The organism is Candidatus Hinthialibacter antarcticus (assembly GCA_030765645.1).
In the GTDB taxonomy this organism is placed as follows: domain Bacteria; phylum Hinthialibacterota; class Hinthialibacteria; order Hinthialibacterales; family Hinthialibacteraceae; genus Hinthialibacter; species Hinthialibacter antarcticus.
The window spans coordinates 1-23,510 of record JAVCCE010000063.1 but is presented as its reverse complement, the minus strand read 5'-3'; the positions used below and the strand labels follow the sequence as shown (position 1 = coordinate 23,510).

At 51.6% G+C, this 23,510-nt stretch carries 16 protein-coding genes; 11 read left to right on the top strand and 5 right to left on the bottom strand.

Features of this window, described 5'->3' with window-relative positions; genetic code table 11:
* Window positions 1–19 precede the first annotated feature (19 nt).
* The 6 genes from P9L94_15235 (at window position 20) to mgtE (ending at window position 6,558) form a co-directional block, all read left to right on the top strand.
* The gene (locus P9L94_15235) at window positions 20–1,306 is read left to right on the top strand and encodes a dihydroorotase (GenBank protein ID MDP8245437.1); all 1,287 of its coding nucleotides are present in this window, start codon (window positions 20–22) and stop codon (window positions 1,304–1,306) included.
* A gap of 121 nt (window positions 1,307–1,427) precedes the next feature.
* Complete coding sequence (locus tag P9L94_15230; GenBank protein MDP8245436.1) at window positions 1,428–1,901, top strand: twin-arginine translocase TatA/TatE family subunit; 474 nt, start codon at window positions 1,428–1,430, stop codon at window positions 1,899–1,901.
* A 30-nt stretch (window positions 1,902–1,931) separates the two neighbouring features.
* Window positions 1,932–2,729: a twin-arginine translocase subunit TatC gene (tatC, locus tag P9L94_15225; protein ID MDP8245435.1), complete on the top strand. Its 798-nt coding sequence runs from the start codon at window positions 1,932–1,934 to the stop codon at window positions 2,727–2,729.
* A gap of 4 nt (window positions 2,730–2,733) precedes the next feature.
* Window positions 2,734–3,771 carry a polysaccharide biosynthesis protein gene (locus tag P9L94_15220; GenBank protein MDP8245434.1) on the top strand — a complete coding sequence of 346 codons (1,038 nt, stop codon included), beginning with the start codon at window positions 2,734–2,736 and terminating at the stop codon, window positions 3,769–3,771.
* A gap of 5 nt (window positions 3,772–3,776) precedes the next feature.
* Entirely contained in the window at window positions 3,777–5,126 is a 1,350-nt protein-coding gene (locus P9L94_15215) for a folylpolyglutamate synthase/dihydrofolate synthase family protein (protein MDP8245433.1), read from the top strand.
* A gap of 70 nt (window positions 5,127–5,196) precedes the next feature.
* Entirely contained in the window at window positions 5,197–6,558 is a 1,362-nt protein-coding gene (gene mgtE / locus P9L94_15210; GenBank protein MDP8245432.1) for a magnesium transporter, read from the top strand.
* 340 nt (window positions 6,559–6,898) lie between these two features.
* Here the strand turns inward: mgtE and P9L94_15205 are convergent, their stop codons facing one another.
* Entirely contained in the window at window positions 6,899–7,966 is a 1,068-nt protein-coding gene (locus P9L94_15205) for a hypothetical protein (GenBank protein ID MDP8245431.1), read from the bottom strand.
* 128 nt (window positions 7,967–8,094) lie between these two features.
* Window positions 8,095–9,891, bottom strand: a complete 1,797-nt coding sequence (locus tag P9L94_15200; protein ID MDP8245430.1) for a chloride channel protein — start codon at window positions 9,889–9,891, stop codon at window positions 8,095–8,097.
* A gap of 360 nt (window positions 9,892–10,251) precedes the next feature.
* Here P9L94_15200 and P9L94_15195 point away from each other — a divergent pair, with 360 nt between their 5' ends.
* The 5 genes from P9L94_15195 (at window position 10,252) to P9L94_15175 (ending at window position 18,609) form a co-directional block, all read left to right on the top strand.
* Window positions 10,252–11,634, top strand: a complete 1,383-nt coding sequence (locus tag P9L94_15195; protein ID MDP8245429.1) for an MATE family efflux transporter — start codon at window positions 10,252–10,254, stop codon at window positions 11,632–11,634.
* Between the two features lie 117 nt (window positions 11,635–11,751).
* Window positions 11,752–12,765: a hypothetical protein gene (locus P9L94_15190; protein MDP8245428.1), complete on the top strand. Its 1,014-nt coding sequence runs from the start codon at window positions 11,752–11,754 to the stop codon at window positions 12,763–12,765.
* Window positions 12,766–13,011: 246 nt separating this feature from the next.
* Window positions 13,012–14,121 carry a hypothetical protein gene (locus tag P9L94_15185; protein ID MDP8245427.1) on the top strand — a complete coding sequence of 370 codons (1,110 nt, stop codon included), beginning with the start codon at window positions 13,012–13,014 and terminating at the stop codon, window positions 14,119–14,121.
* Between the two features lie 1,391 nt (window positions 14,122–15,512).
* The gene (locus P9L94_15180) at window positions 15,513–17,174 is read left to right on the top strand and encodes a protoglobin domain-containing protein (GenBank protein MDP8245426.1); all 1,662 of its coding nucleotides are present in this window, start codon (window positions 15,513–15,515) and stop codon (window positions 17,172–17,174) included.
* Entirely contained in the window at window positions 17,167–18,609 is a 1,443-nt protein-coding gene (locus P9L94_15175; GenBank protein ID MDP8245425.1) for a sigma-54 dependent transcriptional regulator, read from the top strand. The genes P9L94_15180 and P9L94_15175 overlap by 8 nt, the downstream gene beginning before the upstream one ends.
* 142 nt (window positions 18,610–18,751) lie before the next feature.
* Here the strand turns inward: P9L94_15175 and P9L94_15170 are convergent, their stop codons facing one another.
* The 3 genes from P9L94_15170 to P9L94_15160 all read right to left on the bottom strand — a co-directional run bounded on the left by P9L94_15170 (window position 18,752) and on the right by P9L94_15160 (window position 23,371).
* A complete protein-coding gene (locus tag P9L94_15170; protein MDP8245424.1) occupies window positions 18,752–20,599 on the bottom strand; it encodes a hypothetical protein in 1,848 nt (615 codons plus the stop codon).
* 232 nt (window positions 20,600–20,831) lie between these two features.
* Window positions 20,832–21,794 (bottom strand): hypothetical protein, encoded by a 963-nt coding sequence (locus tag P9L94_15165; GenBank protein ID MDP8245423.1) that lies wholly within the window; start codon window positions 21,792–21,794, stop codon window positions 20,832–20,834.
* 20 nt (window positions 21,795–21,814) lie between these two features.
* Window positions 21,815–23,371 carry an arylsulfatase gene (locus P9L94_15160; GenBank protein ID MDP8245422.1) on the bottom strand — a complete coding sequence of 519 codons (1,557 nt, stop codon included), beginning with the start codon at window positions 23,369–23,371 and terminating at the stop codon, window positions 21,815–21,817.
* Window positions 23,372–23,510 lie beyond the last annotated feature (139 nt).

Genomic DNA, 23,510 nt, shown 5'->3' with positions numbered 1-23,510 from the left:
AAACATCGACTGAACGACTATGACCCAATTGCTGATTCAAAACGTCCGCCTGCTCGAACCCGCGTCCATGGACGACCGGGTGACTGATATTTTAATTGACGGCGAAACCATTCGCGACATCGGCCCGTCACTGAACACAAAAGGCGCCGACCTCATCGACGCCAATGGTTTGTGGGCGTTCCCCGGCGTGGTCGATATTCACGCCCACCTGCGCGAACCCGGCCAGGAATCCAAAGAAACCATCGCGACGGGTACGCGCTCGGCGGCGGCGGGCGGCATCACCACCGTGGTTTGCATGGCGAACACCGCGCCTCCGGTCGACTCGCCGACTGCGATTGAATTTGTGTTGGAACGCGCCGAGCGTACGGCGTGTGTACATGTCCACCCCGTCGGCGCATTAACCAAGGGAATGCAAGGCAAAGAAATGGCGCCCATCGGCGCGATGGCAGAAGCAGGCGCGGTCGCCATCTCCGACGATGGATGCGGCGTGATGGATTCGTACGTCATGATGCGCGCCATGGAATACGCCGCCGTGTTCGACATGCCCATCATCAGCCATTGCGAAGACCACAACCTCACGGCGAACGCTCCCGTCAATCTCGGCAAAATGTCTACGACCTTGGGCGTCACCGGGTCGCCCCGTGAAGCAGAAACCATCCAGACCTCGCGCGACTTGATCCTCGCCCGTAAAACCGGAGCGCAACTGCATATTTCACACGTCAGCGCAGCGGAAACAGTTGATATCATCCGCTTTTATAAAGCAAAAGGCGTAAAAGTCACAGCGGACACCGCGCCGCATTATCTGACCCTCACCGACGAAGCGACCGACCATTTCAACACCAACGCCAAGGTCAATCCGCCTTTGAGGACGCTGGAAGATCAAGAAGCCTTGTACGAAGGCCTGCGCGACGGCTCCATTGACTGCATCGCCACCGACCACTCGCCCCATACCTTCTCAGAAAAAGACCAACAGATGTCGGCGGCGCCGTTTGGCATCATCGGCTTTGAAACCTTATTGCCGCTGATGCTTGGCCCCATCCAACAGCGTTGCGGGCTCGACCCCATCGAAGCGCTGGGCTGGATCACCTACAAATCCGCCCGCGCCATCAACCTGGATGCAGGCGAACTCAAAATCGGCGGGCGCGCTGACTTGGTATTGTGGAACCCCGACGCCGAAAACGTGATTGACGCAGAAACCTTCTACTCGAAATCACGCAACACCCCATTCAACGGTTGGAAACTGAAAGGCCGCGTCAAAGCGACCTATGTTTCCGGGCGCCGCGTCCACGGCGATAGTGAGATATGAACCAACTGTAAGCAGTGCTCTTTCCTCTCTCCCTGACTCGACATTCCTGTAGGCGGCAACTAAGATACCTACTCATGCGCCAAGATGGCGCCTTGTTTAGATCAAAGGCTGAGACGAACTTATGTTAGGCATTGGCACCAGTGAACTTGTCGTCCTATTGGGCGTTGCATTAATGGTCTTCGGGCCGCAGAAACTCCCCGAACTCGCCCGGCTGCTGGCCAAAGCGACCAAGATGTTTAACGACGCCAGCCGCGAGATCCAACGTCAGCTCGAAATGAGCGAGCGCGAGATTCGCGAGGCCGAACGCAAAGTCACGTTGACCGAAAAACCTAAGTCCGAAATTGATATGGATTCCGACCCCTATGCCGAAACCTACGGCGAGGGGACAGAACAATATGGATATGATTCCGGCTATGAGAGCGGACAAACCATTCCGGCCGGTGACGCGGTCGATGCAGAAGCCATCTCCGAACCCGAAACGCATGACATCGACGGCGGCAATGGAAACGATGAAGCGCCTAAAACCGCCCAACCAATGGACGACCCGGATAAAATCGACGACGCCAACCGCCTGTCGCGCGAGATGAGCGACTAGTCGCAGAAACCAAGAGACCAACCAACAAACATGGCTACCGAAGACAATATAAAAGAACCAGAAGATCAATCGCCCGACGAAGAAACCACCGAAGACGCTGAACTCGGCGGCGCGATGACCTTTCTCGAACACCTGACCGAGTTGCGCGAGCGCTTAATCAAGGTGACTGCCATTTTTGCCGTCTGCGTGGTGGTCAGTTTCATCTTTTCACAACCGCTGCTCGCTATCATGCTTGACGCGATCCCCGATAATGTCTCCAAGCAGTTTACCACGCCTGTTGCGGGCCTGATGGCGCAATTAAAAGTATCAATACTGGCCGGGTTCTTTTTTGCTTTTCCCTTTATTTTTTGGCAGGTTTGGATGTTTGTGGCGCCAGGGCTATATAAAAAAGAACAAAAATTCCTATTGCCGTTATGTCTCTCTACGTGGGCTTGCTTTCTGTTAGGCGCGTCGTTTGCCTACTTTGTCGTATTCCGCTTCGCCCTGGGGTTTCTATCTACATTTGGGACGGAAGAGGTCGCGCAAGTCTGGATTGTCGGTGATTATCTCAATTTTATGATTCGCTTTTTGCTGGCGTTTGGTTTAGTCTTTGAGGAACCAGTCATCATTTTGTTATTGGCAAAAATGGGAATCGTCAACAGCAAGATGCTAGCGAGTTTCCGCTCGTATGCGTTTGTGTTGGCCTTTGTGCTGGCTGCGTTAATTACGCCGCCTGATTGGATCAGCCAATTGTCGTGCGGAATTCCATTGATTATCCTGTACGAGGTCTCAATCATCCTGGTCCGAATCACCGAAAAGAAAAAGAAAGCGCTCGAAGAGGAGGCGTAGGCCCGTGGACGCAACGCTGCACGAGAAACTACGCGAGTTGGTCGAAGACAAGGTCGTGCTGGTCACAGGCGGCACCGGCACCATCGGCAGCGAAATCGTCCGGCAGCTGATCCCCTGCCGCCCTCGTTTATTGCGCATTCTCAGCCGCGATGAATACAAGCAGTCCGTCTTGCGCTATCAATTGCGCGATCATAAATTCCTGCGCTTTTTACTGGGCGACGTGCGCGATTTAGACCGTCTGGAACGCGCCTTTGAAGGCGTCCACATCGTCTTTCACGCCGCCGCGCTCAAACGCATCGAATCGACCGAATACGATCCGATCGAAGCGGTGAAAACCAACGTGCTGGGCACGCAGAACATCATCAGCGCGACCTTGCAAAACCCGTCCACCGAACGGGTGGTTTCAATCAGCACCGATAAAGCCGTCAACGTCACCACCACCATGGGCGCCACCAAACTGCTGGCCGAGCGCCTGGTCACCTGGGCGTCGTTTTACCGCCGCGAACCTCACAAGACCATGTGCTCCGTGCGTTTCGGCAACGTGCTCGACTCGCGCGGCTCGGTGATCCCCATCTGGCGCGAACAGATCCGCCACGGCGGGCCGTTGACGCTAACGCATAAAGACATGCGGCGCTTTTTCATGTCGATCCCCAGCGCGGTGCGTTTAGTCTTAAAGGCCGCCGTCATGGCGGAAGGCGGCGAAGTGTTCATCCTCAAAATGCAATGCGTTAACATTTATGACCTGGCTGAAATCATGGTGGAAGAATTCGCCCCGCAAGCAGGCCATTCCGCCAAAGAGATTCAGATCAACGTCACCGGCCCCGCGCCCGGCGAAAAATTCGACGAAGACCTCATCGCCGCCAACGAGTGGGACCGCACCTATCAAGTCGACGACGAACTCGCCCTGATCGCGCCCGAACATCGCAAAGACGAAATCAAACTCACCAAACTCACCAGCCGGGAAGGTTTTATCACCCGCCCGGACAACACCCTCAGCAAAGACGAATTGCGCGTCTATCTCAAAGAAGAAGGCATCATCTAGCGCCTGTGAAGAACCTGCACGACGCGCTCAATTATTTGTATTCGTTTGTTTCGTACGAACGCAAAGCGAACTGGAACTACTCCGATAAAACCCTCAACCTGGACCGCTTTCGAAAACTGCTGAAAGACATTGGCAACCCGCAAGACGGCCTGCGCATCATTCACGTGGCGGGCAGCGATGGCAAAGGCTCGACCTGCGCATTTTTGTCGGCGCTGCTGCAAGCGAAGGGCTGCCAAGTCGGCTTGTATACCTCGCCGCATCTGCACCACATCCGCGAGCGCATCCAAATTAATGGCAAGTGCATCTCCGCCCCTGCGTTCGTCCGCTGGACGCAATCGCTCAAAGAAACCGTTGAGCGCCGCCGTCACCCCAGCCGTGGATACGCCACCTTTTTTGAATTGCTCACCGCGATGGCGTTTTTGTATTTTCGCGAGCGCGGGGTTGATTACGCCGTCATCGAAACCGGACTCGGCGGGCGCCTCGACGCGACCAACGTCGCGGACCCGCTGGTTTCTGTGATTACCCATATCTCGATGGAACACGCGCACCTGCTGGGCGATACGTTAGAAGAAATCGCCGATGAAAAATTGGGCATTATCCGCCCCAATGCGCCTGTCGTGGTCGGTTCGCAAGACCCCGCGCTATTGCCGCATTTCAAACAACGCTTACGCGAACACAAAGCGCAAACGGTTTTCACCGACCAGGATTACGCAATCGGCCCGCAACAAGTCGGCCCGCGTGGACGCAAGGTCGTAGTGAATAACACGCGCTCTCACCAACAGTGGACGTTGCGCATCCCGCTGGTGGGGCGCTATCAAGGACGCAACGCGCTAACGGCGCTGGCGGCGCTGCAGGCGCTTGAACAATCCGGCGCGGTCCCCGCATTCACGCAACGCGAGCTGCGACGCGGCTTTGCGTCTGTGCAGTGGCCGGGGCGCTTCGAGGTCATTCGCCGCGCGCGCCAGGCGCCGATTGTGTTAGACGTGGCCCACACCGTCAAAGGCGCAGCCGCCTTACGCGAGTCGCTCGACGAGTCGTTTCCGAAACAGCGCCGCGTCTTTGTGTGCGGGTTCTTACAAGATAAAAACGCGGCGGGCATGGTGAAAGAATTATGCAGGCCGGACGATGTCCTCGTACTCACCCAGGCGCCCACGCCGCGCGGCATGAGCATCGAGCAAATTGAAACGTTGCTGCAACAAAACGGCGTACAGCCTCCACGGCAAATCGAGCGGCGCACATCGCCGCGCAGCGCCTTACGCCGCGCCGTCGAACTCGCCCGGCCCCGCGACGTCATCGTCATCGCCGGTTCGCTCTACCTCATCGGCGCGTTGAGAAATCGCTGTATCAAGTTCTAAATCCATCAGGATTCGTTACTGTCCCGTATGCTATACTGTTATCAAATCACACTGTTCGAAAGGACCGGGTATGCCTGAAGCCGCCGCAGAATCATGGAAAAAATTGCTGCAATTGATTGAAACCAAAAATCCAGACGGTCTGAAACTGTTTCTCGATTCAATTGAGGCCTCCGAATCGACTTGGGCCATTTCACATTTAAGCGAAGACAACCAGAAAGAACTGTTGTCGCTTGTGGCTCCAGACTACGCCGCCTGGATTATTGAATTGTTGGACAACCAGCAAGCCGCTGAGTTATTAGAAGAAATGGCCCCCGATCAAGCCGCCGCCATCGTTGAAGAAATGAAGAGCGATGACCAGGCGGACATCTTGTGCGCAATAGACAGCGAAGAATCCAACGCCATTTTAGACAAACTATCCAATCAAAATGCGACGGACATTCGCGCCTTGATGCAATACCTTCCTGATTCAGCGGGCGGCTTGATGAATACCGAAGTGCTTTCGTTCACCGACGATAAAACCATTGGAAACGTATACGATGAAATCTCTCAAAAGGGAGAAGTGTTTTCTGATTTCGATATTCAATATATTTATGTCGTCACCAAGTATGAAATGTTAGTGGGCGTTTTGCGCTTGCGCGATTTGTTGTTTCGCCCGCGCGACACCATGATTGTGGACGCCATGATCCCCTATCCAATCCATGTACAAGTTGATGACAACCTGAAAACGCTGGCGGGCTTGTTCAGCGATTATGATTTTCTGGGCGTTCCGGTCACTGACAATCGCAATCGGCTGGTTGGCATCTTACACCGCAATTCCGTCCACAAAGCCTCAGAACAAAAAGAAGGCCAATCGTTTTTACGCGTCATGGGCATCGTCGGCGGCGAAGAGCTGCGCTCTATGCCGGTTCGTACGCGCTCATCACGCCGCTTGTCATGGCTGAGCATCAATATTGTATTAAATTTAATCGCTGCGAGCGTGATCGCGATGTATGAAGAAACACTGACGCAAGTCATCGCTTTGGCTTTCTTTCTCCCCATCATATCTGACATGAGCGGGTGTTCGGGCAACCAGGCGGTTGCGGTCAGCATGCGCGAACTCAACAAAGGCATTTTGAAGCCCAAAGAAGTTTTCTATACGCTGATGAAAGAGTTTCCTATCGGGATTATGAATGGAACCGTCTTAGGCATTCTCATCGGCTGCATTGCCGCGCTTTGGCAATGGAACCTTGCTCTTGGCGCCGTGGTTGGGTTGGCGTTGGCGGCGAATACGGTGGTATCAGTTTGTTTAGGAGGTTCGATTCCATTGATTTTGCGCGCATTAAAACTAGACCCGGCGCTGGTATCGTCTCCGGTGTTAACGACGGTGACTGACATGTGCGGCTTTTTCTTTGTGCTCAGTTTCGCCGCCGCCGCGATGGATTATATTATTTAGAGCAAATCAAACTCGCCTAACCGCAGGCAGGCTCGCGTTGCTCGTTTTTGCCTTTACAACCCGCCATGCGAAACGAAAAACTAAATTCAGTGTCACTGCGAGGAGGCTGAAAGCCGACGCGGCAATCTCACTGACCGTGGATTTTAAGGCAGTCGCTACCTCGGATGCATGACGCGTCTCAAGTAGGGTGGCGTTGAGCGCAGCGAAACCCACCAATAAAAATTTTCCAAATTCAAAAATTTAAAAGTAATCGGTGGGATTCATTGCATTCATCCCACCCAACTAAAACTATGCAAAAAGGGCGCAAATTCGCACTGAAGCGAGAAGTAATGCGCCTCGCCTACCGTCTGCGGCTGATGGTGGCCATGCGGGCGACTTTTTTCTTTTTGGCGGGCGCTTCTTCTTCGACGGGTTCGGGTTTTTCTTCCTTAGGCGGCGGTACGGGCGCAGGTTCTTTGGTTTTCGCGGCTTCTTCGGAAACCTTCAACGCTTTCTTTCCTTCTTCGCTCTCGCCCAGTTCTTCTTCACGCGAGGCGACAACGCTGGCGAGGCTTTCGTGTTCTTTGCTGGCCATTTCCGCTTGGCCGCGAAACCCTTCCGGCGCTTCCATCAGGCTATAGGCCAACACCCAGCGGCTGGCGCGAGAGAGTTGGGTGCTCTCGCTTTTGCGCATCTCCTCTTGCATGATCGAATACATCGACGCGATGCGCTTTTGGTAGGCGGGCAGCGCTTTCGAGCAGCGCTTATCAATCACTTTTTCGACTTCGCGCAGGTCAGCGGCGGTGTAGCCCAGTTCGCCTTCCTCAATCGTCCCCCGTTCGATCATTTCGCGGGTAATGCGGCAGCGTTCCGCCATGAGGATGTCATGCGACATGGTGCTGAGCAGAAACTCGCCCTGGTCGCGAATATCGTCCAGCATAGCGCGTACGTTGCGCTCGCAATTTCCAAACTCGCGGTTCAACATGATGTGGTTGTCGCCCAGCGATTCTTTCAGCATGGTCAACATCACTTCATCGTGCGCGACCGCCATAATTAACTGGCGCATATTATTGACATGCGATTCGAGCAGTTCCGCCGTGGTGTAGCGCCACACCGGCATCGGCCCGTCAGCCTTAACCGCGTTGACCGCTGCTTCAATTTTCTCTTTATAGGCGTTGAAGGCGTCCTCAAACAACCAGTACATCCCGCGTTCGCCAATAATGCAGGTAATGTCTTTGCCCGGGTTGGCGGCGCGCAGCTCCGCTTCCACCCGATGGAGTTTATCGCGTAGTTCATTAAACTTGCGGAGGTTAATTTCCCAGGGTTTTCCCGTTCCAGTCAGTTGCTCGAAGGTCGCTTGAATAATCGCCTTCTCTTCCAGGATCGGGATGGCTTCCTCAGGAACAAGAGTTGCGGGTCTACTGGACATCGCCCTCTAACAGAACTCTTCAATTCAATAGAATTTTTACATACAAGACAACAGCGTAAGTATACTCATATTCTCGGAAAAAATCTTCTCATACATGATTATTTTTTGGCGGGAAATTCAAAACCGGCTTATTCATCCTCACGAAAATCATGCAACCGACGGTTATATAAATTTAGGATATCGCGGCGGCTGATGATTCCAACATATCGGTCATTTTGTTTGTCATACACCGAAATTTCATCTTCGTTGAGTTCCGTCAAGCGGCTCATCACAAAATGTAAATCATCGTCCGGCGATACGGAAGCAAACTCAAACTCCGCGATATCGTCAGCGACGACCAGGTCGTAAATCTGTTCTTCGAGCATTACCGCGCGCACGTCTTCGAGCGACAACACCGCTTTAATCTGACCGTCGCGAAACGTCACGGGAAACAAATTCTGACTGGTTTGTAAAATTTGCGGCAGCATCTGACGCAAGGTCATGTGATGAGGAAACTGCAGCCAATTTTGGCGCAGATCAATTTCATGGACGCGTAAGCCTTCCAACACGTCGGTGCGATACTCGCCGATGTGCGCGGGCGACTCCGCCTTACCGGGCACTTGTTCTTCATACAATGACCATTTGTCGGTCAGAATATACGTCAACGACGATACCAACATCATCGGCACCAGCAGTTCATACGTCTGCGCCATCTCTGAGACCATCAACAAACTCGCAACCGGAACTTTTGCGATGCCGGAGAAGAAGGCGACCATCCCCACCAGCGCAAACGAACGCGGGTCTGAAATCCATCCGGGGAACACCTGGTCAAATGAAAAACCAAACGATGCGCCCAACATGGCGCCAATAAACAACGACGGGCCAAAAACGCCGCCGCTGCCGCCCGACGATATCGTAAACGCGGTGGCGATCATCTTGAGAAACACCAGGCTAAACATAAATCGAATGGCGAGGTCGCCTGACATGGCGCGCTCGATCCAACCATAGCCGCCCGATAAAATCGCTGGTTCATACAGGGCCAACGCACCAGTCATCAAGCCGCCGATCATCGGCAAGACATGAAGCGGCAGCGGAATTTTTTTGAAGAAATAATCACGCGCTCCGTAAAACACGTTGACGTATAAAATTCCGATCAGCGAACAAATCAGCCCCAACATCGCATACGGCAGCAGTTCCCAGGCCTTGAAGGTGAACTCCATGGTATGAAAGACTTGCGTTTGTCCGGTCAGCGTGGTGAAGATTGAAAAAGCGACTAAAGAGGAAACGACGGCGGGAATCAGGCTTTCGGTTTCCATATCTTGTTTGCGGTACAAAACTTCGATGGCAAACATAGCGCCGCCGAGTGGAGCGCAAAATACCGCGCCGATACCGCCTGCGGTCCCAGCGATGATAAGCGAGCGCAACTGTTTGGGTTCCAGCCCCATCATTTGCCCGAGCCAAGAGCCGAAGCCCGCGCCAATTTGCGCGATGGGGCCTTCACGCCCGGCAGACCCGCCAGTGCCAATCGTGATAGCGGACGCAATGGTTTTGATAATGGGAACGCGACCGCGAATAATGCCGCGTTTACGGTGAAATGCGCGAATGAACGCATCGGTGCCGTGCCCTTCGGCTTCCGGCGCGAAGGTAAATACCAGTAACCCGCTCATAAGCCCGCCAAACGCGACCATGAGAGGCATGAGCCAATAGCGCAGGCCTTCAGCGGGAATTAAAACGGATGCGTCTTCGGAAACTTTTTCAACGCCCCAACCTAAAATCTTGACGAAGAAAATATCCAGACTGCCAAAGACTAAAAAATTAAACAGGATGGCGCCCAGCCCGGCAATCACGCCAACCGCAGCGCCTAGAAATATGGATTGTCCCGCCCGAAAGGCGGAAAAATAAGTAGGAAACCGTTTATGCCAAAAACTATCTTCGCTAAAAGTCATTCGTAGGGGTGGTGTTTCGGCAGCTTTTGTTCAAACTTATTTACTGTATCCAATTGTTTCGGATAGTCAATCCAACGAAGCGGCGCGCGACTGTGCGCCTTCATTTTTTCAGGTTCATCCGGCAAGTGAGTACCTACATTGATGGATGGCCATGATTTTGATTACGAAAACGTATCCCGGCATATCAAAAATTGAAAAACCAAATATAGGCATGGGCGCAACTCGGGGAGCGCCTGTGCATAAGGGCCTGAAAGCCCGCACTGAAGCGAGCAGAGTTGCGCCCATGCCGAATGCAGCGAAATCTCAATTCAATTGATAAAAAAAAGTATCCAATTTACGGAAGAATCTTTTTTTACAACGATGTTGAATCCATTCCATGACCGTTCTCCCGGTGGGTTTCGGGAATTTTTTGCCATTGCTTACCCGCTCGTCATCAGTAAATTATCGCTGACGTTGATGAACTTCACTGACCGTTTATTTTTGTCCTGGTCAAGTTCAGAAGAACTGGCCGCTGCGCTGCCAGCAGGCATCCTCACCTTCACGATGATGTCATTCTTCATTGGCGTAAGCGAATTCAGCAATACGCTCGTCGCCCAAAACCACGGCGCGGGCCGGGAACGCGAAGCCACTCAGGCGATGTGGCAGGGCGTCATTTTCGCCATTGCCGCGTCCTTGGTCTGTTACGCAATCACGCCGGTCGGACTGTGGCTGCTCGATCACTCGAACCACGGCGCCGTGTTGATTGAGTTAGAAAAAACCTACTTCATCTATTTTTGGACCGGCGCGATTTTCATCATCACCAACTTCGCCTTGAGCAGTTTTTATTCAGGCCGGGGCGAAACCCGCGTCGTCATGTACGTCAACATCATTGGCAACCTTCTCAACATTGTGTTAGATTATGCGCTCATTTTCGGCGTATGGGGGTTCCCGCAATGGGGCATTAAAGGCGCAGCGATTGCAACGGTCATTGCGAATATTGTCATTACAATTTTATTTCTCAGCCTCATCCTATCGCCCAAAAACCGCCGCGAGCGGGCCAGCGCCTCGACGTTTCGTCTCCACATCCCCATGTTGAAAAGCATGTTGCGCTTCGGCGCGCCAGCGGGAATGCACTACCTGTTAGAGATCGGCGCCTTCACGGTATTTATTTTCCTCTTAGGCCAATTAGGGCAGACAGAACTCGCGGCGAGCAACATTGTCCTCGCATTAAACATGGTCGCATTCATCCCCATGCACGGCTGCGGCGTAGCGGCGGGCACTCTCGTCGGTCGCTACATTGGAAAGAATGACCTCAAACACGCGGAGAAAAGTGGATACACCGCGTGGTACTCCGCCGAAGCCTATATGATCGTCTGCGGGCTTATCTATATTATTTTCCCGCACACGTTGATTAGCTGGTTCTTAATGGACGTCAACGGGTCGCCGCTTCCTGACGACGTCATCGTTCAAATGGGAACAAAAATTCTATACTTCGTCGCGTTTTATCAAATTGCCGACGCCATGTTGTTGACCTTCTCCGGCGCGTTGCGCGGCGCAGGCGACACCATGTTTTCGATGTGGGTGCAAGTGATTTGCGCCTGGTTGTTTTTTGTTCCGGGCACATACGCCGCCGTCGTCTGGTGGAACTGGGGCGTGTACGGCGCCTGGGGGTGGGCAACCGCCTTCATCACGCTGACAGGCGTGATCTATTTCATCCGTTTTAAAAGCGGTGTGTGGAAACACATCAAAGTCATTTCTCATTAATTCCGGAAATTCAAATCAATCTTTGTTTTGAACAAAAACTCATTTATAATTAAACTCTTATCATTCATCGTTTGAATAGACATCACGATACTCAAATATATTTTGGAGGAAGTTTGCATGAACGTATTACGCCGTATGTGTACTATTTTAATCGTTGCATCATTGTTCACCCCGCTGTCAAACGCCGCCCCAAGCGACATTACCTGGACGGACGATACCGCCAACAACCCGGTCATTGGCCCTCCAGGCTTCGGCGATAACCGCGCCTATTACGGTTATGTGATTTTTGATGCCAACGCCAATATCTGGCGCGGTTGGTATGATTCCAGCAGCGGCTTCGACGTGGGCTATGCCGAATCAACTGACGCGGACGGAACCAGTTGGACGGGCTACGCATTAATCACAGGTTTCAATAGTGACCTCCAAAGCAAAGCCGTGGTTGCGCAAATCGGCGACAGCCAGTTTCGCATGTGGTACATGGCCAACACACGCGACGGCGGCTACGCAATCTGGACTGCTGTCTCCAGCGACGGCGTCAACTGGAGCGACGACCAGCCAATCAGCGGCATCGCCTTAGACGAAGAAGGCACCTCCCGCTTTGGCCCTGTTGAGCGCATTTCTGTCACAACATTAGAAGACGGCTCATTCGTCGCTTACTGCCGTTGTGAAGAGCCCTATCTCGATGAAGCATTTGATTATTTTGATCTAGGCAAAAAATTGTTCCGTTATACCTCCGCAGATGGAATTACCTGGCAGTGGGCGGGATACACTGGCGTCAATGAAGAAGAAGGCTTCGAAGGCATCGAGTTTTCCTCCGCCGTCAAACATCCTGACCTCGAAGGCGTATGGTACGCCTGGGCGACCAGCCAAAATTCGTCCGGCCCCATTTATTCGTACATCTCCACTGATGATGGCATGACCTATCAATTGGATGAAAACCCGGTCGCCGTCGTTGGAGAACTCGGCACGGCGTCCTATAACGCTGACCGCAACTATCACGCCACCGTCACCTACATGGGCAACGGCGAGTGGGTCATGTTCCGCAGCGTGGCTGAACCAAAACGCACTGCCCGCGCCACTGGCGTGGAAGACCTGCCTAATACCAATGTTGCAGAATGGTCTTTATTTTAATTTCGACTTAGATCGAATTACGAAAAAGCCCCTCGCATCGAGGGGCTTTTTTTGTGCTTTCCGATAAAAGATCAGGCATGGGTGCGACTCTGGGTTCGCCTGTGCATAAGGGCCTGAAAGCCCGCACCGAAGCGAGCAGAGATGTACCCATGCCGGACGCAACGCAAAACCTAGTATTTATGAAATGGCTTATAAAAATCTCAATTCAAATTTTGCAATCCTGTGAGCATCCTCTATGATTCAATCATGCAAATACAAATCGTTCTTTCATTGCTTCGCGACTGTGCGGGCCCATTTGTCATCACGCTACTGATTATGGCGGGCTTCATCTTCATTCTACGCAAGGTGAACCCACCAATCCTTCTTCAATTGAACAAGCAACACGGGCTGCTGCTTTTCTATATCGCAATCGGTTGGTTTGTCGTCCGTTCGCTTTTTTGGGGTTACTACGCCTACGAAGCCTCCATTTCGCGTCCGCCGGGCAGTTTTCGTATGAACGGCGCAGCCCACGCCATTCAAGCCGCCGGGCAATGGCGATTTCCACAATTACAGGCGCTCGCGAAAACCCATTGGCTCATCCCTGAAAATAAAGGCCCGGGTTTCTCTAAGCCCATGCCATCTGATGGATTCGCCCGTATGCAAGACGGCGCCATTGAGGCCGAACGCTTTCGCCGTTCTCTATACAATAATGATACTAACCAACTGATTTATCTGGTGAAAGAAATCATCGGCTTCAAAGAGAGCGTCGCTCCCATTTTAGAGGCTCCCTATGGATTTGACCGCTTTGACATTTCTGACAAAACACTAACGCAAGCGCTGAAAGACGGTGTATCTCTTCAATCCGGGCTGGATTCGTTTCAGGCTTTCGCTGGCGCCTGGTATGGCTTATGGGAAGAAAATCCCGTCGACCATGAATGGTCACAGACTGAACAATATTCGCCGCCGTACAAGATTCAACAAGAGAACATCACACTATATATACATGCCCTGCAATACGCCTGGATTGGCGACGGCTTTGGCTGGAACCTGGTCATCAGCCCAGAAACACCTGATTCTAATACGTTTATACTCGGAAGCGTCTATCATGTGCGTGACCAGAAGCCGAGCCAGGTTTATTTACACCGCCCCCATGTTGGGGTTGCAATCGACGGCAATTTAATATGGATCACAGCAGGAGAAGTCTTTTTTGAGGAAGCCTACCTAGAGCGTTCCCCCCAGCAGTATTCCATCACAGGGTTCTTTTATGAGTGGCAGAACGGTCAGATGAATAGAAAAGGCGATGGATTTCAGGCCGTTTACTCCCGAGAATCAAAAAACCGCGTCCCCTGGCGGCGATTATCACTACAACAAGAGTAAACCGTTCAAACAAAATTTGGCTATTTCTGACTTGGGTGACATGACCCACTTAAATCCATTGTCAAAGTTGTCAAAAAATTACGATATTACCAATCAAAAACTTTAAATAATCGGAAGGAAAATAATCGAATTCACAAAAAAGATAACCATGTAACATGCTATAGAAATTGATGATAGATGCTTCTCCACTTAAAAACTTATTAAAAACATCACCTATGCCAGACTTTGGCACACAACCTGCAAATAGATATACCCGATTGCGATTGACACTTCTTCGACTCACTCACCTACTGACAAATCGCGAAATGGAATTGCAGGAGGATACAAAGAAGCACTTTACGGTCCTGACCCGAGCGTCCTAGTTTCGCCAACACCTTTGACAACACAACCAGGGCAACAACAGACTGAGCACTTACACAACAGGCTAAACATCAGTACGACACCACGAATCAGCATCAGTCACGACAACAGCACGACACCTTGGAACAACATCGGTTACGGCAACAGAATTCGCAACAGTACGGCATCTTAGGCAATTCATCAGACACGACATCAGCATTCACAACAGACACTACAACTTGTACGACAGCAGAATTCACAACAGACAAGGCAACTTGTACGGCATCAAGAAACAGCATCAGGTACGACATCAGAATTCTCAACAGTACGGCATCTTTGACAACACAACAGATACGACACCAGTACGACAGCGGAATTCACAACAGACAAGGCAACTTGTACGGCATCAAGAAACAGCATCAGCATACACAAAACGCTCAGCAGCACGACATCAAGGCTACGCACCGGGACACAACAACAGAATCGCAACGGGCACGACATCTTTGACACGGCATCTGTACGGCATCAGTTACGACACCTAAGTACGACAACAGAGCCAATGCTCGGCGGAACGAAAGTTTTGGAGTCAGGAATCGTTTTCAAGTGAGGCAAGACAGGATCTGAATGGTTTGTCCATTAAAAAACTCCCGCAAGGTAGGCCCTTACGAGAGTTGGATGAAACCGCTTCTTCAACAGTGATCCCTGTCTTGCCTTTATTTTTATACCAGAATTCCATTTTTTGCAACCCCAATCTGACAAAAAATATAAATTTAGTAAAATTAAATTATTTTCTATTTCAGGGTATTCACAGAGATTCTTGCGCCCTTTTCAGATAACCCCGCCTTCGCTTCGCCTAATATCAATCTTATTGAAACAAACCTAATATATTGATATTTAATGAATTACAAGATTGTCACTTTTGTCAATCGAAGCATTCATTTTCAGCGCCGCCCTATGAAACGCCCCGTTTTTAACCAATAATACAGCCCATCACCTCTCTCGGCGTTGCATCTTCGAAATCAATCGTTCCACCTATTTTAGGATTGCACCTGATGAAGCCACAGTCTGCAACCGAGAAAACTCAGTTTTCCGGCAAGTCGACGCACTTCGACTACATGCAGAATTATTTAAACCTCACAGAGAATGAGATTAACGTCATTCTCGAGATCGCTCCGCTATTACGCCCCCATTTGAACGAGATTATTGATCGCTTTTACGACGCCATTGTCTCATCCGGCATGGCCCATCAGTTTTTCCCCGACGCTGAAACCGTCAATCGCTTAAAGACGGCCCAGTATCATTATTTTTGTGAGATTCTTGAGGCGAAATTCGACGACGTCTATATCAGCAAACGCCGCAGCATTGGCCAAACTCATGAACGCATCGGCCTACAGCCGCGCTGGTACATTGGCGCGTATAGCCTATATTGCGAAATTATATTCCCCATCCTCCGCGCCGAACTCAAAGACGACGCAAAGCGCATTGAAGCGGCTGAACTGGCGCTGATGAAAGTGTTTCATCTCGATATGCAATTGGCGATGGAAACCTACATCGAACGCTATTCGCGCGAGTTGGTAGACGCCCGGCTCAAACTCGAACAAAAACTGTGGATGGAAGACCGCCTGCTGACGTCCATCATGTCAGAAGCATCAGACGCAATTGTCGGCCTCGACGAACATGGCCGCATCTCGACTTGGAGCCAGGGCGCACAACGCATGTTCGGGTTTCGGACGTTAGAAATCGTCGATAAGTCGCTACGGGACCTGATTTGCGATCCCAAACAATTTGACCAGATTCGCAAAGAGGCAGCCGCTCACGGGGCCTGCACGCTTTACGCCACCGAGTGGAACACAAAAAGCGGCAAACCGATTACCGCAGACGCCAGCCTGACGCAATTGAGAAACGAACGCGGCAACGTCATCGGCGCCACGCTCATTTTGCGCGACACCACCGAGATTCGCCAACTCGCGAACAAACTCAAAAATATGGAACAAATTCATGCCATGACGAAAATCACGGCGGGCGTCGCGCATGAGATCCGCACCCCGCTGGGCGTGATGGCGTTGACCGCTGACATGATCGGCGACCGCGTCCAGCAGTGTCTCGACGCGGAAAACACCGTCACTCGCGAACCGATTCAAGCCGAACTGTTCGACATGCTGAGCGACTTGCAAAAAGAAGTCGACCGCATGAACGAGATCGTCAACCACTACCTGGTTTTATCGCGCATCCAAAAACCCAAGCGCGCCCTCACCCCGTTAAACCGTTTTTTACAAGATATTTATGAAGAAATCCAAACACGAATCCGCCGGGACAACATCCATTATCAATTCGTCCCAGCCGTCAACGCAATTGACGTTGAAATCGACACCGACCATTTCCGCCGTCTGCTATTAAATTTGTTTGAGAACTCCGCCTATGCATTAAGCGACGGCGGAACCATTACGATAAAAGCCGAACAAGTTGACAACCAAGCGGTCATTGAAGTACAAGACACGGGCAAAGGCATTTCCAAAGAGATGATTGATAAAGTCTTTAACGCCTTCGAAACCGGCCGCCCCGGCGGTACCGGACTGGGGCTATATCTGGCCCGCGAAATCGCTGTCGCTCATGGCGGCGAGATTCAAGTAAAAAGCGAACTTGGACGAGGCACGTCCATTATCATACAGTTACCGATTCCAAACCACGAAAACATCCAAAGCGCCCATGAATAATTCAGAAGAACAAGACGCAACAATCCAGGACGCCCCCCAAAAGCGTAAAGCCCGCATACTCGTCGTTGATGATGATGAAACCATGGCGAAAACACTAACTCGCGCCTTGCGAAGCCAGGGGCATGACTGTGAATCCGCCCTGACCCCGGAGCAGGGCTTGAGCATGGTGCATGAAAACCGCTACGACCTGGTGTTGACTGACTTGGTCATGCCGGGCATCGACGGCATCAGCCTGGTGCGCAGCATCAAATCCTACGATCCTAATATTCCCATTATCTTGATGACGGGGTTTGCGTCCGTCGACAACGCCGTCGAAGCCATGAAAGCAGGCGCGTTTCATTACCTCACCAAGCCGGTGCGCCTGCATGAGTTACAAATCTTCGTCGAAAAGGCGCTGGCTTCACACGAAATGGTATTGGAAGTTCAAGAACTGAAAGACAAACTCAAAGGCTTGGAACCACAAAATATCATCGTCGGCAAAAGCCAGGCGATGCGAAACGTGATTACCCAAATCGAACAGATCGCCCCCAGTACCGCGACCGTGTTAATCACCGGCGAAACCGGGACCGGCAAAGAGATGATCGCGAATGCGATCCATGCGTTAAGCAACCGCGCTGACAAACCTATGGTCAAAGTCAATTGCGGCGCCCTGCCCGAGACCCTACTCGAATCGGAACTCTTTGGACACAACAAAGGTTCATTCACCGGGGCGTATAAAGACCAGGTTGGGCGCTTTGAAATGGCGGACGGCGGCACCATCTTTCTTGATGAAATTGGCGAGATGAGTCCATCGGCGCAAGTCAAACTCTTGCGCGTTTTACAAGAGAGCATCTTTGAACGGGTCGGCAGCGGCAAGTCCATCCAGATTGATGTGCGCGTCATCGCCGCCACCAACCGCGAACTTATGGATGAAGTGAAAAACACCAAATTTCGTGAAGACCTCTATTACCGCATCAACGTGTTTAATTTGAAACTGCCGCCGCTGCGCGAACGCATAGGCGATATCCCCCGCCTGGCCCAACACTTCATCGAAAAATACGCCCGGAAAAACAGCAAGGACGTCATCGGCCTGGGCGTCAATGCACACAAAGCGTTGGGGGCCTATTCATGGCCGGGCAATGTACGCGAGTTGGAAAACGTCATCGAACACGGCGTGATTCTCGCCAAAGGCGACCGCGTTTTGATCGACGACCTGCCGGAACTGATTCGCAACGCCAGTGCGCCCGAAGAAGAATCCACAACCTCTGCGGGACGCATCACCATTCCGCTGGGGTACTCGGTGGTGCAGTCAGAAGGCGTGGTGATTCGTAAAACCATCGAGATGACCAAGGGCGACAAAGAAGCCGCCGCCGTCATACTGGGTTACAGTACGCGCACCCTCTACCGCAAGATGAAAGAACATCAGATTCCGCTTGACTCCGGGGCGGACGACTAAGTGATTCTTTGATTTCGCTAGTGTTTTGGGGGAGGGCGAGGCTCCCGCCGAGCCACGAAAACTATAAAAAACACATCCGACCGTAATCAAAAACGAGCGGGGCGAAATTGCCCCGCTCGTTCTCAATCATGTTTCTATTCAATTAATACAGCGCCCAGTCTTTGACAGGGACGCCTGCTTCGGTTCCATCAGCGGTCGGATCGAGACCGACCATCCATTGAACAACGCGTTGGAAGAGAATAGCGCCCTCTTGCGTCAAAGCAATATTATCGAGGCCGCCTGCGATACCTAAATCAAACGCCTGGACGCCTTCGTGCATTCCCAACATAGCGCGGCGAGCGGGTAATGGATCAGACCCCGGCGGCGGCGTCAATCCGGCGTCACCCACCAGCCCCGTTCCGCCCGCTTCTGCTACAGCCAAAGTAACGCGGGCAAAATCGGCGCTCAACATTAAAGGCGTTGCGACGGGCGCTAACGCGTCAAAGTTAATTCCGCCAATTTGACCTGCGGCGTTGGTTGTGACGGGGATCAAATCATCCGCTTCATAGATATCTGTTATGGGATGGGTATTGTCTTCGACTGCGAACTCAAAATCATTAGAGATACTGACTGCGCTTTGAGGGCCAAACCACAAACTGGCTTCGCGGTCGGCGCGTCCTGAATAGAATATTTGTTCGATTGCGAGATATGGAACGGGAAGGTCAATGTATCGCGCCACTGCGTTTGAACTGACCGACTCATGGGCAATGATTAAATCGAAATTCGCGGCGACCGCAGGGTCATCAATATCATGGCTGATGTATTCCGCCTGGTAGTTCAATCCCGGCACAACAATTTCGTTGCCGCCTGAATCCAACATCGTAAGACCGGCGCCTAAAAGATCCATGTATATCGTGTTTCGTTGTGCATCCGTGTTTGAATCGCCAATGAAATACACCGAAATTTTATCGGAACTAGTTAGAATATTCGTTGGGATTGAGAATTCGATCTCACCGCCTGAAAATGAACCGCCCCATTCGCCTGAGGAGGCATCAGCAGGAGGAGTAACGTCATAGGTCAATGTGGGGTTTCCGCTGGCGCCGCTAATCGTCCATACGATGTTCCCGCCGGAGATATCCGCATTGCCCGCGCTGGCTTGGATGTTCGTCACTTCCCAACCAGGCGGTGGGGTTTCTGTGACGGAGACGTTCGGCGTTACGCCCGCCGCCACATCCACTTTCACTTCGACGCCTGTTAGAGGAGTTCCAGGACGAAAATCTTCTGCGCCAATGGTCCGATTGGCTTCGAATGGAATTTGAGTGAGTTTCACATCCGTTGCTTCGCCCCAAGCGAGAAAGTCGTCATCGGTATGGCTGGTAATCGCCAAACCAAAGCCCGCACTGTCTCCCCAGTCATTAAACTGAAAACTATGACCGCTCGTCCATTCTTCACCATCGCGCGACCACTGCGCAACAAAGCGATTCGTTGACGAAAACCGGATGACGCGAAGCCACAAAAAGTCGCCATTGGCTGCGAGTTGCGTAAAGGTGTTCACGTCTTCAAAAACGGTCGAGTCTTGGGCGTTGCTGCCTTCGATCGGACGGAACTGCGCATGCGTCTCATCGCCAAAGCCGCTGCCGCGCACTTCAATCCAATAGTAGCGTGAAGTTGAACTTTCGGGATTTTCGCGAATCATGACGCCTAATTTAGAATTGGCGTCCGGGCCGGGATCGTTCCAGGCAACGCTGGCTTGCAACATCCAACTGCCATCAAGTTCCTTGTAGACGAACAGGCCTTCGTCTTCGGTGTTCCAAATGTCGTTGCCGTTTCCAATGAGTGAATAAGTCGCGCTTGCGCCGGTTCCATCCACTTCAACGGAACCCTCTGCTTTTGCGCTACCGAGCGGCCCCCAGTCAGCCACTTGGTCAAATTCACCAAACTGCGCTGAAACTGGCGTTAAAAACACCGATACGACCAAAACGACATAACCAAGATATTTTGTCAAACTCATCTGTACATCCTCCCAAATAGATTAAAAGAAGCAAAAAACACGAATTAAAAATAACACGGTATCTATGGTGACGAAACGCAAGTTGCAGTAGTTGAGAATTCTACTAAAGATTAAACAAAAAGTCTATGAATTTTTTCGATTGAATTTATGCCTCACCCCGGCGATAGATAAAAAATTATCGACCACCAAGCCGAGTGAAGCAATAGGAAAACCGAACGTCCGAGCAGAGGTACTAATTCAAGCGCTCGAGATTTGCCGACGCGTGAATCGCCCGCATCTCCTCATCGCTTAGTGCGCGATGAAAAACAGCCAATCCGCCGATGGTTCCTTGCATGGCTTCTTTGGTAAAACTGCCGACTGCGTAGCGCGCGCCGACCGTGAAATCTGACGGGGCCATTTTGGGCGGATCGTATTTTTTATCTGGATCATATTGAAAAATGCCCCGGCCATGATAGTAGGGGTTCATGCCGCGATCTGCGCCATTGAGGCCTTCGGTGGTGAAATAGGGATCGGAGCGGCGGTCTGCCTTTGGGTTTAATTTGCGCGGTTCAAAGACGCCGTTATAGTATGCTTTGATAAACTCGCCATCATAAGTAAATCCGACAGATATCCATTTGTCCGTTTCGACTTTAGATGTATTGACTGCATAATCCACGCACCAGGGAAACTTCGAGCCGTCTGCTCGTTGCGTAACGCCGCCTTCTGAGGAGATATGAGGCGTCACATTGCCTGCTCCGCCGTAGGCGGGCATATCCAGCAAGAGCGCGTACTGCCGCGTACCCGAATCGTCATGTGCGCCCTTCCCTTCTGACCAGATTCCCGCGATGGTGGTTTTGAGGGCTTTCTGAAGTTTAACAAAAGCGATCATGCTGACTTGAGCCTCAGGCCCATTGATGTTGAGTTCGCCGAGTTCTTCATACGGGATATAAAACCATTCGCCGCCTTTCAGATGCGCGGCGTATCGAGAAAACGGGCCCGCCTCGACGCGCTCAATGGGGCCATTCACTTCTTGCAGCACATGCGTTTCTGCGCCGCCTTTTGAGACGCGCGCCTCGCCGGGCGCTTCATCAAAATCCCAAAAGGCAACCAAGCCAGGCGTTGTAAGAATCAGGTTGTTGAAGCCAGCTGATTCAGAAGCGCTCCCGCTAGAAACGACAACAAAAATCCCGAAGAACAATCCAAACATCGTACGCATTCAATTTCTCCCTCTACTCGTTAACTCTTCAGCCAATCGTTATATTGTTTCACCATTCGCTGCAAACGCTTTGGATGCTGCTTGGCCAAATCATTCAACTCGGTGGGATCAGTGCTCAAGTCATAGAGTTCCCAGTCGCCTTTGTTAACTTTGACCATCTTCCAATCTCCAACGCGCACCATTCGGAATTTATCGGTGAATCCCGAAATGATGATTTCAGGCGTCTCGCGACTTTGATGTTTGAATAGAGGCAATAACGAACTGCCGTCTAAGGTTGGAGTGGGGCTCCCTTCGGCTTCTGTTGGATACGCAGCGCCGCTGAGTTCTAACATCGTCGGGTAAATGTCGACGAGGTGCGCGGGTTCATGGCAAAAGCCCGGTTGTATGGTCGCGGGCCAATGGGCGATGCAATGCGTGTGCGATCCGCCTTCGTGTCCGTACTGTTTGTAGAAGCGATAGGGCGTGTCGCCCACATTCGCCCACGCAGCGCTAAGCGTGCGGTAAGAATCAGCCCCACCCGGCGGGATGGAGAAATTTTTGTTGCTATCGTACGGGCAGGAACCATTGTCTGACATAAACAGAATGAGCGTGTTCTCCAGCGCGCCCATCTCATCTAATTTCTGCGCCACCCGGCCAATGTTCTGGTCGAGACAATCTACCATTGCGGCGAAGACGGCCATCTCTAAATCGAGTTCATCTTGTTCACGCTGTGGAAGCGTATCCCACGGACGGTATTTATAGATGTCTCTCCGAAACGGGCCCCGATATTTGTTAATGTTGTCTTCAGGCGGACTCAAGGTTGCGTTGGCTGGAATCACGCCTAACTGTTTCTGCTTCTCAAAGCGCTGTTGGCGGATGGCGTCCCAGCCTTTTTTGTACTTGCCCCGATATTTTGCGATGTCTTCCTCACGCGCCTGAAGCGGGTAGTGGGCTGCATTATAGGGAAGATACAAAAAGAAGGGCTTGTCTTGTTCTTTCGAACGATCTAAAAAGCGCAGCGCATAATCAGTCACCACATCGGTTTTGTAGAAGGGTTTTTTGTTTACAGAAATCTCGCCCGTCGCCAGTTCTTTTCCATTCAAGCGAAACGGCTTGGCTAATTTTCCACTGGGTGGAATAAAATATTCATTACCAACGGCATAAATAAAGCGATCGTCAAAACATTGATCGGCATAGCAGCGCTCAGGAACCCAATCGTCGAAATGTTCTTTGCCGCACATTGCAGTGTAATAGCCAGCATTTCTTAATTGCTGAGGAAATGGTTGAGCATTGTTTGCATTCTTGCGCGGCAGGTATAACCCGGTGAATAATGACGAGCGGGTTGGGTTGCATTTGGCCATGTTATAAAACTGAGTGAAACGTACGCCGCGATTGGCGAGCCGGTCGAGGTTGGGCGTTTGAATTTCAGCCCCATAACAGCCGAGGTCTGAGAAACCGATATCATCGCCCATGATGAACACCACATTGGGACGCTCGGCATTACACTGCGCGTTCAAAGGCGCCGCTGCGCCCAACGCGCCGACTGAGGCTGCGGCGGCCATTTGCTTGAGAGCGGTTCTACGCGATATGGATTTCATTGATTCACCTCACCGGTATAATTTTGGTTCTTCCGGGATTTGGATACTTTATCACAAATTGAATTGCGTTTTTTTGACGCTTTTTCGTAAATCCTTGATCTTTCGCTGTATCAGGCATGGGTGCAACTCTGCTCGCTTC